The sequence below is a fragment of the Streptomyces sp. HUAS 31 genome, from assembly GCF_028198125.1.
GTDB lineage: Bacteria > Actinomycetota > Actinomycetes > Streptomycetales > Streptomycetaceae > Streptomyces > Streptomyces chartreusis.
Window position 1 is genome coordinate 1,745,868 of sequence record NZ_CP116353.1, and the last position, 14,928, is coordinate 1,760,795.

At 69.9% G+C, this 14,928-nt stretch carries 15 protein-coding genes; 1 reads left to right on the plus strand and 14 read right to left on the minus strand.

Annotated features, from left to right (window positions below; genetic code table 11):
• Window positions 1-31: 31 nt before the first annotated feature.
• From rpoZ to pyrR, 11 genes are all read right to left on the minus strand, one after another.
• Entirely contained in the window at window positions 32-304 is a 273-nt protein-coding gene (gene rpoZ, locus PGH47_RS07525; protein WP_003988945.1) for a DNA-directed RNA polymerase subunit omega, read from the minus strand.
• A gap of 94 nt (window positions 305-398) precedes the next feature.
• Complete coding sequence (gene gmk, locus PGH47_RS07530; protein ID WP_269640394.1) at window positions 399-956, minus strand: guanylate kinase; 558 nt, start codon at window positions 954-956, stop codon at window positions 399-401.
• Between the two features lie 59 nt (window positions 957-1,015).
• Window positions 1,016-1,339 carry an integration host factor gene (locus tag PGH47_RS07535; RefSeq protein WP_003977346.1) on the minus strand — a complete coding sequence of 108 codons (324 nt, stop codon included), beginning with the start codon at window positions 1,337-1,339 and terminating at the stop codon, window positions 1,016-1,018.
• A 320-nt stretch (window positions 1,340-1,659) separates the two neighbouring features.
• Complete coding sequence (gene pyrF, locus PGH47_RS07540) at window positions 1,660-2,505, minus strand: orotidine-5'-phosphate decarboxylase (RefSeq protein ID WP_271662791.1); 846 nt, start codon at window positions 2,503-2,505, stop codon at window positions 1,660-1,662.
• Window positions 2,502-3,608: a quinone-dependent dihydroorotate dehydrogenase gene (locus PGH47_RS07545; RefSeq protein ID WP_271662792.1), complete on the minus strand. Its 1,107-nt coding sequence runs from the start codon at window positions 3,606-3,608 to the stop codon at window positions 2,502-2,504. The genes pyrF and PGH47_RS07545 overlap by 4 nt, the downstream gene beginning before the upstream one ends.
• A 75-nt stretch (window positions 3,609-3,683) precedes the next feature.
• Complete coding sequence (gene carB / locus PGH47_RS07550; RefSeq protein ID WP_271662793.1) at window positions 3,684-6,992, minus strand: carbamoyl-phosphate synthase large subunit; 3,309 nt, start codon at window positions 6,990-6,992, stop codon at window positions 3,684-3,686.
• The gene (carA, locus tag PGH47_RS07555; RefSeq protein WP_107909379.1) at window positions 6,985-8,127 is read right to left on the minus strand and encodes a glutamine-hydrolyzing carbamoyl-phosphate synthase small subunit; all 1,143 of its coding nucleotides are present in this window, start codon (window positions 8,125-8,127) and stop codon (window positions 6,985-6,987) included. Before carA ends, carB begins: the two co-directional genes overlap by 8 nt.
• Complete coding sequence (locus PGH47_RS07560; RefSeq protein ID WP_271662794.1) at window positions 8,124-8,720, minus strand: PH-like domain-containing protein; 597 nt, start codon at window positions 8,718-8,720, stop codon at window positions 8,124-8,126. Before PGH47_RS07560 ends, carA begins: the two co-directional genes overlap by 4 nt.
• A complete protein-coding gene (locus tag PGH47_RS07565) occupies window positions 8,717-10,003 on the minus strand; it encodes a dihydroorotase (protein ID WP_271662795.1) in 1,287 nt (428 codons plus the stop codon). The genes PGH47_RS07560 and PGH47_RS07565 overlap by 4 nt, the downstream gene beginning before the upstream one ends.
• A 4-nt stretch (window positions 10,004-10,007) precedes the next feature.
• Complete coding sequence (locus PGH47_RS07570) at window positions 10,008-10,985, minus strand: aspartate carbamoyltransferase catalytic subunit (RefSeq protein ID WP_030947387.1); 978 nt, start codon at window positions 10,983-10,985, stop codon at window positions 10,008-10,010.
• 102 nt (window positions 10,986-11,087) lie between these two features.
• Complete coding sequence (pyrR, locus tag PGH47_RS07575; RefSeq protein WP_030947389.1) at window positions 11,088-11,660, minus strand: bifunctional pyr operon transcriptional regulator/uracil phosphoribosyltransferase PyrR; 573 nt, start codon at window positions 11,658-11,660, stop codon at window positions 11,088-11,090.
• A 255-nt stretch (window positions 11,661-11,915) separates the two neighbouring features.
• On the opposite strand from pyrR, the gene bldD reads away from it, so the two are divergent.
• Window positions 11,916-12,419, plus strand: a complete 504-nt coding sequence (gene bldD, locus PGH47_RS07580; protein WP_007491469.1) for a transcriptional regulator BldD — start codon at window positions 11,916-11,918, stop codon at window positions 12,417-12,419.
• Between the two features lie 164 nt (window positions 12,420-12,583).
• Here bldD and nusB read toward each other — a convergent pair whose 3' ends face one another.
• The 3 genes from nusB to PGH47_RS07595 form a co-directional block, all read right to left on the minus strand.
• Window positions 12,584-13,018: a transcription antitermination factor NusB gene (nusB, locus tag PGH47_RS07585; RefSeq protein WP_125527467.1), complete on the minus strand. Its 435-nt coding sequence runs from the start codon at window positions 13,016-13,018 to the stop codon at window positions 12,584-12,586.
• A 1-nt stretch (window position 13,019) separates the two neighbouring features.
• Window positions 13,020-13,586, minus strand: a complete 567-nt coding sequence (gene efp, locus PGH47_RS07590) for an elongation factor P (protein ID WP_030947394.1) — start codon at window positions 13,584-13,586, stop codon at window positions 13,020-13,022.
• A 212-nt stretch (window positions 13,587-13,798) separates the two neighbouring features.
• Complete coding sequence (locus PGH47_RS07595; RefSeq protein WP_271662796.1) at window positions 13,799-14,905, minus strand: aminopeptidase P family protein; 1,107 nt, start codon at window positions 14,903-14,905, stop codon at window positions 13,799-13,801.
• Window positions 14,906-14,928 lie beyond the last annotated feature (23 nt).

Genomic DNA, 14,928 nt, shown 5'->3' on the forward strand with positions numbered 1-14,928 from the left:
GCTGAAAATACTACTTACTGCGCCGAGCCTTTTACTGCGCCGGGCCTTCGACGGCCTCGGACGTCAGCAGACCCGCGTTGATCTCGCGCAGGGCGATCGAGAGCGGCTTCTCGTGGACGTGGGTGTCGACGAGCGGACCGACGTACTCGAGGAGGCCCTCGCCGAGCTGCGAGTAGTACGCGTTGATCTGGCGGGCCCGCTTGGCCGCGTAGATCACGAGGCTGTACTTCGAGTCGGTGGCCTCGAGGAGCTCGTCGATCGGCGGGTTGATGATGCCCTCGGGCGCGGAGATGGAAGAGGACACGCTCTACCTTCCGATGGATGGGAAAGATTCAGTGCGCATGATCAGGCCTGGCTGAATCGGTCAGGACCGAACAGTCATGACCACACAGTCACGATCACACAACGTCCACCAAGGCTAGCAGCTCGCGCGCCACGTCCTCGACGGAGGTGTTGACCAGGGTGGTGTCGAACTCCGGCTCGGCCGCCAGCTCGACCTTCGCCGCGTCCAGCCGGCGTTCGATCACCTCGGGCGCCTCGGTGCCACGCCCGGTGAGTCTGCGCACGAGCTCCTCCCAGGAGGGAGGAGCCAGGAACACCAGCTGAGCCTCGGCCATGGACTCACGGACCTGCCGCGCCCCCTGGAGGTCGATCTCCAGCAGGACGGGCTCACCCGCCTCCAGCCGCTCCAGCACGGCCGCACGCGGCGTGCCGTAGCGGTTGCCGGCGAACTCCGCCCACTCCAGCAGCTCACCGTTGGCGATCAGCTTGTCCATCTCGTCGTCGGTGACGAAGAAGTAGTGGACACCGTGCTTCTCGCCGGGGCGGGGCTTGCGGGTCGTCGCCGACACCGAGAGCCAGACCTCGGGGTGTTCCTTGCGCATATGGGCGACGACCGTGCTCTTGCCGACCCCTGAGGGGCCGGAGAGCACGGTCAGCCGCGGACGTTCACTCATGCAGCGATTATTCCAGCAATCCCGGAGTGCCCGGGACTCCCTGTCTCAAGAGCGCCGGCTCAGGAGCCGGTGCTGCCGAACTCACGCTCCAGGGAGGCGATCTGGTTCGAGCCGAGACCGCGCACGCGGCGGCTCTCGGAGATGCCGAGTCGCTCCATGATCTGCTTGGCGCGGACCTTGCCCACGCCCGGCAGGGACTCAAGCAGCGCGGAGACCTTCATCTTGCCGATGACGTCGTTCTCCTGGCCCTGCTTGATGACCTCGTGCAGGGAGGCGCCGGAGTGCTTGAGTCGATTCTTGACCTCGGCCCGCTCCCGGCGAGCCGCGGCGGCCTTTTCGAGCGCGGCTGCGCGCTGTTCAGGGGTAAGGGGCGGAAGAGCCACGCCTACGTCACCTCGGATGTCGAACTGTCGGATACGGACCGGTGAGGAACCTAGTCGCCCCACACCTGGGGAGCCACGAGCAACACGCTGCCCGCACTCCCCCACTGCCTGAAGGGCGTGGGAGGCTCCCTCACTCGTCGGAGACTAGCGGCCAAGTCCGCCAGAGTCAGCGAGAACAGCGGAAAAGTCCTGGTCAGCCTCCGTCAGGCCGGACATTTAGGACATAATGCCCTGGATTTGAGGATGTATCCAGACTCAAGTCGGCCGCGGGCCACTCATCGGAGGACCCCCGCGACCGGCTCGAACACCTCTGCCGGCGGTCAGACGCCCGATACGGCGTGCGCGATCTCATCGGCGAAGCGTGACGCGGACTCACGCAGCGCGACGACGTCCGGCCCGTGCCGCAGAACGCCCCGGCTGACGTTCGGGACGACATTGCGCGCAGCGGCGCCGAAGACGTGCGGAAGATCCGCCGCCGTGGCGCCCTGGGCCCCGATGCCGGGCGCGAGGATCGGACCATTGATCGAGAGGTCGTAGGACGACAGGTCGCCGAGCGTGGCCCCGACGACCGCGCCGAAGGACCCCATCGGCTGCTCGCCCTCGTTCTCGGCCGCCAGGTGCGCCAGCATCGTCGCGCCGACGGTGCGGCCGTCCGCGCGGACCGCGTGCTGGACCTCGCCGCCCTCCGGGTTCGACGTCAGCGCGAGCACGAACAGCCCGGCGCCGCTCTCCCGGGCCAGCGCGATGGCCGGCGAGAGCGATCCGTAGCCGAGGTACGGCGAGACGGTCAGCGCGTCGGAGAACAGCGGCGAGTCCTTGCGCAGGAAGGTCTCGGCGTACGCGGCCATGGTCGAGCCGATGTCGCCGCGCTTGGCGTCCATCACCACCAGCGCCCCGGCCGCGCGCGCCTCCTCGACCGACTTCTCCAGGACGGCGACGCCGCGCGACCCGAAGCGCTCGAAGAACGCGCTCTGCGGCTTGAGCACGGCGACCCGGTCGGCCATCGCCTCCACGACCGTGCGGCTGAACCGCTCCAGGCCCGCCACGTCGTCGTTCAGGCCCCACTCGGACAGCAGGGAGGCGTGCGGGTCGATCCCGACGCACAGGGGGCCGCGCTCGTCCATGGCACGGCGCAGACGTGCGCCGAAGGGTTCGAGAGAGCTCATGCCGGCTTCCTTACGTCGGCGCCGACCGCGTCGGCGAGGGTGGCGTACGGGCTGTTGCGCAGGCGCGCGGCGAGCCCCTTGTGGATGGCACGGCCCCAGAAGGGCCCCTCGTAGATGAACGCGCTGTATCCCTGCACGAGCGTGGCACCGGCGAGGATGCGCTGCCAGGCGTCCTCGGCGTTCTCGACGCCGCCGACGCCCACCAGGGTGATCCGGTCGCCCACGCGCGCGTACAGGCGCCGCAGGACCTCCAGGGAGCGCGCCTTGAGGGGTGCTCCGGACAGGCCGCCGGTCTCCTTCACGAGGGTGGGGTCCGACTTCAGCCCGAGTCCCTCGCGCGCGATGGTGGTGTTCGTGGCGATGATCCCGTCCAGGCCCAGCTCGACGGCCAGGTCGGCGACGGCGTCGACGTCCTCGTCGGCGAGGTCCGGCGCGATCTTCACGAGCAGCGGCACCCGGCGGCCGGGCACCGTGCGGTCGGCGGCCTCGCGGACGGCGCTCAGGAGCGGCCGCAGGGACTCCGTGGCCTGGAGGTTGCGCAGGCCGGGCGTGTTGGGCGAGGAGACGTTCACGACCAGGTAGTCGGCGTACGGCGCGAGCCGCTCGGTCGACTTCACGTAGTCGGCGGCGGCCTCGGCCTCCGGGACGACCTTGGTCTTGCCGATGTTGACGCCGACGACGGTCCTGAAGACGGGCGTACGGGAGGCCAGGCGGGCCGCCACGGCCAGCGAGCCCTCGTTGTTGAAGCCCATGCGGTTGATGAGCGCGCGGTCCTGCACGAGCCTGAACAGCCGCTTCTTGGGGTTGCCCGGCTGTGCCTCGCCGGTCACGGTGCCGATCTCGACGTGGTCGAAGCCCAGCATCGACATCCCGTCGATCGCGACGGCGTTCTTGTCGAAGCCGGCGGCGAGCCCGAAGGGGCCGTGCATGCGCAGCCCGAAGGCCTCGGTGCGCAGCTCCTTGTGGCGGGGCGCGAGGGCGGCCGCGACGAAGGTGCGCAGCACGGGGATGCGGGCGGCGAGCCGGATCCAGCGGAACGCCAGGTGATGGGCCTGCTCCGGGTCCATCCGTTTGAAGACCAGACGGAAGAAAAGCTTGTACATCGTGTTGTCCTCTTCGAAGCCTCGGTGAGCCTCATGAAGAGGGGGACACCGTTTCCGGTGTCCCCCTCAGGGCTGCTAGTCGCGGGCCGCGGTCAGATGCTCGGCGTGTTCCTGGAGGGAACGCACGCCCACATCGCCGTGGTTGAGGGCGTCGATGCCCTGGACGGCGGCGGCGAGCGCCTGGACCGTCGTCAGGCAGGGCACGGACCGCGCCACGGCCGCCGTACGGATGTCGTAGCCGTCGAGGCGGCCGCCGGTGCCGTACGGGGTGTTGACGATGAGGTCGACCTCGCCGTCGTGGATGAGCTGGACGATGGTCTTCTCGCCGTTCGGGCCCTCGCCCTCGGACTGCTTGCGCACGACGGTGGCGTTGATGCCGTTGCGCTTGAGGACCTCGGCGGTGCCGGAGGTGGCCATCAGCTCGAAGCCGTGGGCGACCAGCTCACGCGCCGGGAAGATCATCGAGCGCTTGTCGCGGTTGGCGACCGAGATGAACGCGCGGCCCTTGGTGGGCAGCGGGCCGTAGGCGCCCGCCTGCGACTTGGCGTACGCCGTGCCGAAGACGGAGTCGATGCCCATGACCTCGCCGGTGGAGCGCATCTCCGGGCCGAGGATGGTGTCGACGCCGCGGCCGTGGATGTCGCGGAAGCGCGACCACGGCATGACGGCCTCCTTGACGGAGATCGGCGCGTCGAGCGGGAGTTCGCCGCCGTCGCCGGTCGCCGGAAGGATCCCTTCCGTGCGCAGTTCGGCGATGGTCGCGCCCAGCGAGATCCGGGCGGCGGCCTTCGCCAGCGGCACCGCGGTCGCCTTCGAGGTGAAGGGGACGGTGCGGGAGGCGCGCGGGTTGGCCTCCAGGACGTACAGGATGTCGCCGGCCATCGCGAACTGGATGTTAATGAGGCCGCGTACGCCGACGCCCTTGGCGATGGCCTCCGTGGAGGCCCGCAGGCGCTTGATGTCGAAGCCGCCGAGCGTGATCGGGGGCAGGGCGCACGCCGAGTCGCCGGAGTGGATGCCGGCCTCCTCGATGTGCTCCATGACGCCGCCGAGGTACAGCTCATGGCCGTCGTAGAGCGCGTCGACGTCGATCTCGATGGCGTCGTCCAGGAACCGGTCGACGAGGACCGGCCGCGAGGGGCTGATCTCGGTCGACTCGGCGATGTAGGACTCCAGCCGGGTCTCGTCGTAGACGATCTCCATGCCGCGCCCGCCGAGGACGTACGACGGCCGCACCAGGACCGGGTAGCCGATCTCGTCCGCGATGGCCTTGGCGCCCGCGAAGGTGGTCGCGGTGCCGTGCTTGGGGGCCGGCAGGCCCGCCTCGGCGAGGACGCGGCCGAAGGCGCCCCGGTCCTCGGCGGCGTGGATGGCCTCAGGCGAGGTGCCGACGATCGGCACGCCGTTGTCCTTCAGGGCCTGCGACAGGCCCAGCGGGGTCTGACCGCCGAGCTGCACGACGACGCCCGCCACCGGCCCGGCCTGCTGCTCCGCGTGGACGATCTCCAGCACGTCCTCCAGCGTCAGCGGCTCGAAGTACAGGCGGTCGGAGGTGTCGTAGTCCGTGGAGACGGTCTCGGGGTTGCAGTTGACCATCACGGTCTCGTACCCGGCGTCGCTCAGCGCGAAGGAGGCGTGGACGCAGGAGTAGTCGAACTCGATGCCCTGGCCGATGCGGTTGGGGCCGGAGCCCAGGATGATGACGGCCGGCTTCTCGCGCGGCGCGACCTCGGTCTCCTCGTCGTAGGAGGAGTAGAAGTACGGCGTCCTCGCGGCGAACTCGGCGGCGCAGGTGTCGACCGTCTTGTAGACCGGGCGGATGCCCAGCGCGTGCCGCACCTCGCGCACGACGTCCTCGCGCAGGCCGCGGATCTCGCCGATCTGCTGGTCGGAGAAGCCGTGCCGCTTGGCCTCGGCGAGCAGCTCGGGGGTGAGCTTCGCGGCCTCGGCGATCTCGTCGGCGATCTCCTTGATCAGGAAGAGCTGGTCGACGAACCAGGGGTCGATCTTCGTGTACTCGAAGACCTCCTCCTGGGTGGCGCCCGCGCGGATGGCCTGCATGACGGCGTTGATACGGCCGTCGGTGGGGCGGACGGCCTCGCGCAGCAGCTCGACCTTGTCGCCGGGCTCGCCCACGAAGGTGAACTGGCTGCCCTTCTTCTCCAGCGAGCGCAGCGCCTTCTGGAATGCCTCGGTGAAGTTGCGGCCGATGGCCATGGCCTCGCCGACCGACTTCATGGTGGTGGTGAGGGTGGAGTCGGCCTGCGGGAACTTCTCGAAGGCGAACCGCGGGGCCTTGACGACCACGTAGTCGAGCGTGGGCTCGAAGGAGGCCGGGGTCTCCTGCGTGATGTCGTTCGGGATCTCGTCGAGGGTGTAGCCGACGGCGAGCTTGGCCGCGATCTTGGCGATGGGGAAGCCGGTCGCCTTGGAGGCGAGGGCCGAGGAGCGCGACACGCGCGGGTTCATCTCGATGACGATCACGCGACCGTCCTCGGGGTTCACCGCGAACTGGATGTTGCAGCCGCCGGTGTCGACGCCGACCTCGCGGATGATCGCGATACCGACGTCACGCAGCACCTGGTACTCGCGGTCGGTGAGGGTCATCGCCGGCGCGACCGTGATGGAGTCGCCGGTGTGCACGCCCATCGGGTCGAAGTTCTCGATGGAGCAGACGACCACGACGTTGTCGTGCTTGTCGCGCATCAGCTCCAGCTCGTACTCCTTCCAGCCGAGGATGGACTCCTCCAGGAGCACCTCGGTGGTCGGGGAGAGCGTGAGGCCCTGGCCGGCGATGCGGCGCAGCTCCTCCTCGTCGTGCGCGAAGCCGGAGCCGGCGCCGCCCATGGTGAAGGACGGGCGCACCACGACCGGGTAGCCGCCGAGGGTCTCGACACCCGCGAGGACGTCCTCCATCGAGTGGCAGATCACCGAGCGGGCGGACTCGCCGTGCCCGATCTTGCCGCGGACCGCCTCGACGACGTCCTTGAAGAGGTCGCGGTCCTCGCCCTTGTTGATGGCCTCGACGTTGGCGCCGATCAGCTCGACGCCGTACTTCTCCAGCGTGCCCGCCTCGTGCAGCGAGATCGCGGTGTTGAGGGCCGTCTGGCCGCCCAGGGTGGGCAGCAGCGTGTCGGGCCGCTCCTTGGCGATGATCTTCTCGACGAACTCCGGGGTGATCGGCTCGACGTAGGTGGCGTCGGCGATCTCCGGGTCGGTCATGATCGTCGCCGGGTTGGAGTTCACGAGGATGACGCGCAGGCCCTCGGACTTCAGGACCCGGCAGGCCTGCGTGCCGGAGTAGTCGAACTCGGCGGCCTGGCCGATGACGATCGGGCCGGAGCCGATGACCAGGACGGACTGGATATCGGTGCGCTTAGGCACGCTGGCCCTCCATCAGGGATACGAAGCGGTCGAACAGGTAGGCGGCGTCGTGCGGGCCCGCTGCCGCTTCGGGGTGGTACTGGACGCTGAAGGCCGGCTTGTCGAGGAGGTGGAGTCCCTCCACCACGTTGTCGTTGAGGCAGACGTGGGAGACCTCGGCACGGCCGTAGGGGGTCTCGGAGACCTTGTCGGTCGGCGCGTCCACGGCGAAGCCGTGGTTGTGCGCGGTGACCTCGACCTTGCCGGTCGTGCGGTCCTGGACCGGCTGGTTGATGCCGCGGTGGCCGTACTTCAGCTTGTAGGTGCCGAAGCCGAGGGCGCGGCCGAGGATCTGGTTGCCGAAGCAGATGCCGAACAGCGGGGTGCCGCGCTCCAGGACCGCCTGCATGACGGAGACCGGGTGGTCGGCGGTGGCCGGGTCGCCGGGGCCGTTGGAGAAGAACACGCCGTCGGGGTTCACGGCGTAGACGTCGTCGGCGGTGGCCGTGGCGGGCAGCACGTGCACCTCGATGCCGCGCTCGGCCATGCGGTGCGGGGTCATGCCCTTGATGCCGAGGTCGACGGCGGCGACGGTGAACTTCTTCTCGCCGATCGCCGGGACGACGTACGCCTCCTTGGTGGCCACCTCGGCGGAGAGGTCGGCGCCCTTCATCTCGGGAGCCTGGCGGACCTCGGCGAGCATGGTGCCCTCGTCGGGCAGGGCGTTGCCGGAGAAGATGCCGACGCGCATGGCGCCGAGCTCGCGCAGGTGGCGGGTGAGGGCGCGGGTGTCGATGCCGGAGATTCCGACGACGCCCTGGCGGCGCAGCTCCTCGTCCAGCGAGCGCTTGGCGCGCCAGTTGGAGGGCACGCGCGCGGGGTCGCGCACGACGTAGCCGGCGACCCAGATCTGCTTGCTCTCCGGGTCCTCGTCGTTGACGCCGGTGTTGCCGACGTGCGGGGCGGTCATCACGACGACCTGGCGGTGGTACGACGGGTCGGTGAGGGTCTCCTGGTAGCCGGTCATGCCGGTGGAGAACACGGCCTCGCCGAAGGTCACCCCCACGGCCCCGTAGGCGCGGCCGCGGAACATCCGGCCGTCCTCCAGGACGAGTACCGCGGGAACCTTGCCGGCTCCCCTTGTGGAGGTCGTCATCGTTCGGCGCCTTCCGTGCTGTTGTTGTCGATCTTGGAGTTGTCGATCATGGAGTTAATGGCGTCGACCCACTCGTTGTGCTCGGCCGCGTGGTCCGAGCGGAATCCGGAGTCGATCAGCCGCTCGCCGTGCGCCCAGGTCACCACGAGCAGTCCGCCCTCGGTCAGGACCTTGCCGGCGATGCCCTTGTCGAGCCGGGCCTCGCGCAGCTGCGCGGCGGGGACGAAGAAGTCGGTCGCGCCGGGGCGTACGACGTCCAGTCCCGCGTCCGTCAGGGTGAGCTCGACCCGGCTGCGGGTGCCCAGGCCGTGCGCCACGATGCGGTCGAGCCACTGACCTGCGGTGGTCGAGCCGTGATAGCGGCCGCTCATGCTCAGTCTCGCCGGGCCGGGGTCGTCCGGCGCGCTGGGCAGCTCGGGCAGGTCGCCCTGGAGCGTGCCGCGCCATTTCCAGCCCTCGCGCATCAGCCAGTAGACGAGCGCGACGAAGAGGGCGAGTCCGACGAGCCAGCCCACGCGGGCGGCCCAGTCGGTGACCTCGGCCGACTTCTTTTCGGCGGCGAGTCCGGCGGCGAGCAGAGTTGCAGGTGTCACGTGAGCTTCCCGTCGACGAGCGTGGCCTTGCCCCGGAGCCACGTGTGCGTCACACGGCCCGGCAGCTCACGTCCCTCGTACGGGGTGTTGCGGCTGCGCGAGGCGAAGCCCGCGGGGTCCACGGACCCACGGTATTCCGTGTCGACGAGCGTGAGGTTGGCGGGCTCACCAGCCGAGACGGGACGGCCGTGCCCGCCGGCCTGCCCGATCTGCGCGGGCTTGACGGACATGCGCTCGGCGACCCCGGCCCAGGTCAGGAGCCCGGTGTCCACCATGGTCGCCTGCACCACCGACAGCGCGGTCTCCAGGCCGACCATCCCCATGGCGGCCGCGGCCCACTCGCAGTCCTTGTCCTCGTGCGGGTGCGGGGCGTGGTCGGTGGCGACGATGTCGATCGTGCCGTCGGCGAGCGCCTCGCGCAGCGCCATCACGTCACGCTCGGTGCGCAGCGGCGGGTTCACCTTGTAGACCGGGTTGTAGGTGCGCACCATCTCGTCGGTGAGGAGCAGGTGGTGCGGGGTGACCTCGGCGGTGACGTCGATGCCGCGGGACTTGGCCCAGCGGACGATCTCGACGGACCCGGCGGTCGACAGGTGGCAGATGTGAACGCGGGAGCCGACGTGCTCGGCGAGCAGGACATCCCGGGCGATGATCGATTCTTCGGCCACCGCGGGCCAGCCGCCGAGACCCAGCTCGGCGGAGACGACGCCCTCGTTCATCTGGGCGCCCTCGGTCAGCCGCGGCTCCTGCGCGTGCTGGGCGACGACCCCACCGAAGGCCTTCACGTACTCCAGCGCGCGGCGCATGATCACGGCGTCGTCGACGCACTTGCCGTCGTCGGAGAAGACGGTGACGCCGGCGGCCGACTCGTGCATGGCGCCCAGCTCGGCGAGCTTGCGCCCCTCCAGGCCGACGGTGACGGCCCCGATGGGCTGCACGTCGCAGTAGCCGTGCTCCTGGCCGAGCCTGTAGACCTGCTCGACCACGCCGGCGGTGTCGGCGACCGGGAAGGTGTTGGCCATGGCGAACACGGCCGTGAAGCCGCCGGAGGCCGCCGCGCGGGTGCCGGTCAGCACGGTCTCGGAGTCCTCGCGGCCCGGCTCGCGCAGATGGGTGTGGAGGTCGACCAGGCCCGGCAGGAGGACCTTGCCGGCCGCCTCGACGACCTGGGCGCCCTCGTCGCTCAGGGCGGTGCCCACCGCGGCGATGGTCCCGCCGTCGATCAGCACGTCCTGCGGCTCGCCGCCGAGCACCTTCGCACCACGGATCAGGATCTTGCTCATGGTCTTACTTCTCCTCGGTACGGGTGTGGGCGGCGGCCGGTTCGTTCCCGCCCAGCAGCAGGTAGAGAACGGCCATCCGGATGGAGACTCCGTTTGCGACCTGCTCGATGGCGGTGCAGCGCTCAGAGTCGGCGACCTCGGCGGTGATCTCCATGCCGCGGACCATCGGGCCGGGGTGCATCACGATGGCGTGCTCGGGCATCTTCGCCATGCGGTCGCCGTCGAGGCCGTAGCGCCGCGAGTACTCGCGCTCGGTCGGGAAGAACGCGGCGTTCATCCGCTCGCGCTGCACGCGCAGCATCATCACCGCGTCGGACTTCGGAAGGGTGCTGTCGAGGTCGTACGACACCTCGCAGGGCCAGGTCTCGACGCCGACCGGCACCAGGGTGGGCGGGGCGACCAGGGTGACCTCGGCGCCGAGGGTGTGCAGCAGGTCGACGTTGGAGCGGGCGACGCGGCTGTGCAGCACGTCGCCGACGATCGTGATGCGCCGGCCGTCGAGGTCCTGGCCGAGCCCGGCGTCCCGGCCGACGAGCCGGCGGCGCATCGTGAAGGCGTCCAGGAGGGCCTGCGTGGGGTGCTGGTGGGTGCCGTCGCCGGCGTTGATGACGGCCGCGTCGATCCAGCCGGAGTTGGCGAGGCGGTACGGCGCTCCGGAGGCGCCGTGCCGGATGACCACGGCGTCGACGCCCATGGCCTCCAGGGTCTGGGCGGTGTCCTTCAGGGACTCGCCCTTGGAGACGCTCGATCCCTTGGCGGTGAAGTTGATGACGTCCGCGGACAGCCGCTTCTCGGCGGCCTCGAAGGAGATGCGGGTGCGCGTGGAGTCCTCGAAGAAGAGGTTCACGACGGTGCGGCCGCGCAGGGTCGGCAACTTCTTGATCGGCCGGTCGGCGACCCGGGCCATCTCCTCGGCGGTGTCGAGGATCAGGACGGCGTCGTCGCGGGTGAGGTCGGCGGCCGAGATGAGATGACGCTGCATCTGTCAGGCTCCGTAAGGCAGTTCAATCGGGAGAATCAGGGCAGACGGGTGCGCGCGAGGGCGCACTGAGCGGACGTACGACAGCGGCGTACGCCTCAGGCGCTACTGGGAGGTCTGCTTGGCACCGAGCAGCACGGTGTCGCGACCGTCCTCCTCGGCGAGCTGGACCTTGACCGTCTCCCGCAGCGACGTGGGGATGTTCTTGCCGACGTAGTCGGCGCGGATGGGCAGTTCGCGGTGGCCCCGGTCGACGAGGACCGCGAGCTGGACCGCGCGCGGACGGCCGATGTCGTTGAGGGCGTCGAGCGCGGCGCGGATGGTGCGGCCGGAGAACAGGACGTCGTCGACGAGGATGACGAGGCGGCCGTCGATGCCGTCACCGGGGATCTCGGTGCGGGCGAGCGCACGCGGCGGGTGCATGCGCAGGTCGTCGCGGTACATCGTGATGTCGAGCGAGCCGACCGGCATCTTGCGCTCGGTGATCTCCTCGAGCTTGGCGGCGAGCCGCTGGGCGAGGAAGACGCCTCGGGTGGGAATCCCGAGGAGCACCACGTCGTCGGCGCCCTTGGCGCGCTCGACGATCTCGTGGGCGATGCGGGTCAACACCCGCGCGATGTCAGGGCCTTCGAGAACGGGCCTGGCGTCGGACGCTTGCGAGTCCTGCTGCCTGTCCATACGAAAAGGACCTCCTTCTCCGCCTCACGGGACGGACCTTAAAGGACGTCTGGTTTGCGCCATACACGTTAGCAGGCCGCCGGAGGGCGCCTCATCACCCCCTTGGCCCAATCGGCCACCGATAGCACGGAAGCGTCGGTGTGGACCATTCGGCTTGACGGGCCAGAGTAACGCTGCGTAACCTCACAGTGAGTTACCAACCGCGCGGCATGGAACCCAAGCCAGACCGCGTCGACACAGTGTCCGGGGAGCTATATGTCCAGCGAATACGCCAAACAGCTCGGGGCCAAACTCCGGGCCATCCGCACCCAGCAGGGCCTTTCCCTCCACGGTGTCGAGGAGAAGTCCCAGGGACGCTGGAAGGCCGTCGTGGTCGGTTCGTACGAGCGCGGTGACCGCGCCGTGACCGTGCAGCGCCTCGCCGAGTTGGCGGATTTCTACGGCGTTCCGGTTCAGGAGCTGCTGCCGGGCACCACGCCGGGCGGGGCCGCCGAGCCGCCGCCGAAGCTGGTCCTGGACCTGGAGCGGCTGGCTCATGTGCCGGCCGAGAAGGCGGGTCCGCTGCAGCGCTATGCCGCGACCATCCAGTCGCAGCGCGGTGACTACAACGGCAAGGTGCTCTCGATCCGCCAGGACGACCTGCGCACACTCGCCGTCATCTACGACCAGTCCCCCTCGGTCCTCACCGAGCAGCTGATCAGCTGGGGCGTGCTGGACGCGGACGCGCGTCGCGCGGTCTCCCACGCCGACGAGGGCTGAGCCCGCCACGTCTGAGCAGAAACGTACCGCCGGGGTGGCCGAAACCGATTGGGTTGCGGCCACCCCGGCGGCTTTCTGCCGCCGTTGGAAGCCCCGGAGGCACAAGAAGACGCGGGAGGGCCCGCCGCCCCCGCGGGGGGCCCTCCCGCGTCTTCGTCGAGCCCTTACGCCTCTTCGCGGCGCAGCGAGGGCTTGAGGTCCTTGAAACGGCCGAGGAGGCCGTTGACGAACGAGGGCGACTCGTCCGTGGAGAACTCCTTCGCCAGCTGCACCATCTCGTCCAGCACGACGGCGTCCGGGGTCTCGTCGACCCAGATCAGCTCGTACGCGCCGAGGCGGAGGATGTTGCGGTCCACGACCGGCATCCGGTCCAGCGTCCAGCCGACGGCGTACTGCGCGATCAGTTCGTCGATGCGCCTCGCGTGCTGCGCGTAGCCCTCGACGAGCTGCATCGTGTACTCGCTGACCGGCGGCTGCCGGGTGTCGGTCCGGGAGAGCCGGATCCAGTCCGCGAGGACCGTCAGGACGTCCGCTCCGCGCTGGTCCCCCTCGAAGAGGATCTGGAAGGCGCGCTTGCGGGCCGTGTTGCGGGCAGCCAATTTAGCTGTTCACCCGGCCGAGGTAGTCGCTCGTGCGGGTGTCGACCTTGATCTTCTCACCGGTGGTGATGAAGAGCGGGACCTGGATCTGGTGACCGGTCTCCAGGGTGGCGGGCTTGGTGCCACCGGTGGAGCGGTCGCCCTGGACGCCCGGCTCGGTCTCCTGGATGACCAGCTCGACGGCGGCCGGCAGCTCGACGAAGAGCACCTCGCCCTCGTGCTGGGCGACGGTGGCCATGAAGCCCTCGATCAGGAAGTTCGCGGCGTCGCCGACGGCCTTCCGGTCGACCATGAGCTGGTCGTAGGTCTCCATGTCCATGAAGACGAAGTACTCGCCGTCCATGTACGAGAACTGCATGTCGCGCTTGTCGACGGTGGCCGTCTCGACCTTCACGCCGGCGTTGAAGGTCTTGTCGACGACCTTCCCGGAGAGCACGTTCTTGAGCTTGGTGCGCACGAAGGCCGGGCCCTTGCCGGGCTTGACGTGCTGGAACTCGACGACGGACCACAGCTGGCCGCCGTCGAGCTTGAGCACCATGCCGTTCTTGAGGTCGTTCGTGGAAGCCACGGTTGCGGAATCTCCTGGACTGACGTGGACGACCCCGGCGCACGCACTCCGAGCGGCGCCGGGGAAGTGCGGGTGCGTTCCCGCGTCGTTCGGTGCGTGCTCTCGGTGTGCCGGGTGGAGGTCCTCGTAGCGGAGCTACTAGGGCCTTCGGCCGGTGCGGCGAGAGTGCGTGCCGGGCGGCGTGGGGACGTGCCTGGACTTCCCTGGGGTCGCTAGAGCGCGAGCAGCTCCTTGGTCGTGATGGTGAGTAGCTCGGGTCCGCCGTCCGCCTCGGGGCGGACGACGAGCGTGTCATCGATCCGGACGCCGCCCCGGCCCGGGAGGTGGACCCCCGGTTCGACGGTGACCGGCACGCAAGCGTCCAGTTTACCCATGGCCGCGGGAGCCAACTGCGGGTCCTCGTCGATTTCGAGTCCCACACCGTGCCCCGTCAGCGCCGGAAGGCCCACCGCGTACCCCGCGGAGTCCAGCACCTGGCGCGCGGCACGGTCCACGTCACGGTAGGCGGCGCCGGGTGCCAGCATCTCCCGTCCGGCCCGCTGGGCTGCGAAGACCAGGTCGTACAGATCGATCTGCCAGTCGGCGGGGGACGTGCCGATGACGAAGGTACGGCCGATCTCGCAGCGGTAGCCGCGGTACGTCGCCCCCAGGCAGACGGAGAGGAAATCGCCCTCCTCGACCCGGCGGTCGGTGGGCCGGTGCGCGCGTCGGCCGGAGTTCGGGCCGGTGGCGACGGCGGTCGGGAAGGCGGGTCCGTCGGCACCGTGATCCACGAGGCGGCGTTCGAGTTCGAGGGCGAGATGGCGCTCGGTGCGGCCGACGAGGATGGATTCGAGGAGCTCACCGAGGGCCTGGTCGGCGATCTCGGCGCCGATGCGCAGGCAGGAGATCTCCTCCTCGTCCTTCACGACGCGGAGCTGTTCGACCGCGCCGCCGAGGTCGGTCAGGCGCAGCCGGGGCACGACGGAGCGCATCGCCCGGTGCCGGGCGACGGTGAGGTGGTGTTCCTCCACGGCGAGGGAGTCGCCGCCCTGTCCGGCGGCGAGGTCGGCCGCGGCGACCGCGGGGTCACCGCCGGCGCCGGGAAGGATGTGCGTCCGCAGGGCCTCGTCGGGGCGGCCCTCGGCGGGGCGGTCGCCGGGTGGGCCGACGCACACGAGCAGGTCCTCGTTCTTGCCGATGAGCAGCACGGAGTCCTGCGGGGCTGCGCCCGCGAGGTAGCGGACGTTCGCGGGGCGGGAGATCAGCGCGGAGGCGCTGCCGCTGGCTTGGCAGCGTTCCCGTAGGCGGGTTCGGCGGGCGGCGTACACCTCTGACATGACACGAGCGTAGGAGGCTCGTC

Coding starts and splice junctions, on each gene's coding strand:
- pyrF (WP_271662791.1), bottom strand. CDS start 2,505: ATGAGCTCTCTCGAACCCTTCGGCGCACGTCTGCGCCGTGCCATGGAC.
- PGH47_RS07570 (WP_030947387.1), bottom strand. CDS start 10,985: ATGCAGCGTCATCTCATCTCGGCCGCCGACCTCACCCGCGACGACGCC.
- PGH47_RS07595 (WP_271662796.1), bottom strand. CDS start 14,905: ATGTCAGAGGTGTACGCCGCCCGCCGAACCCGCCTACGGGAACGCTGC.
- PGH47_RS07545 (WP_271662792.1), bottom strand. CDS start 3,608: ATGTACAAGCTTTTCTTCCGTCTGGTCTTCAAACGGATGGACCCGGAG.
- carA (WP_107909379.1), bottom strand. CDS start 8,127: ATGACGACCTCCACAAGGGGAGCCGGCAAGGTTCCCGCGGTACTCGTC.
- bldD (WP_007491469.1), top strand. CDS start 11,916: ATGTCCAGCGAATACGCCAAACAGCTCGGGGCCAAACTCCGGGCCATC.
- gmk (WP_269640394.1), bottom strand. CDS start 956: ATGAGTGAACGTCCGCGGCTGACCGTGCTCTCCGGCCCCTCAGGGGTC.
- pyrR (WP_030947389.1), bottom strand. CDS start 11,660: ATGGACAGGCAGCAGGACTCGCAAGCGTCCGACGCCAGGCCCGTTCTC.
- PGH47_RS07565 (WP_271662795.1), bottom strand. CDS start 10,003: ATGAGCAAGATCCTGATCCGTGGTGCGAAGGTGCTCGGCGGCGAGCCG.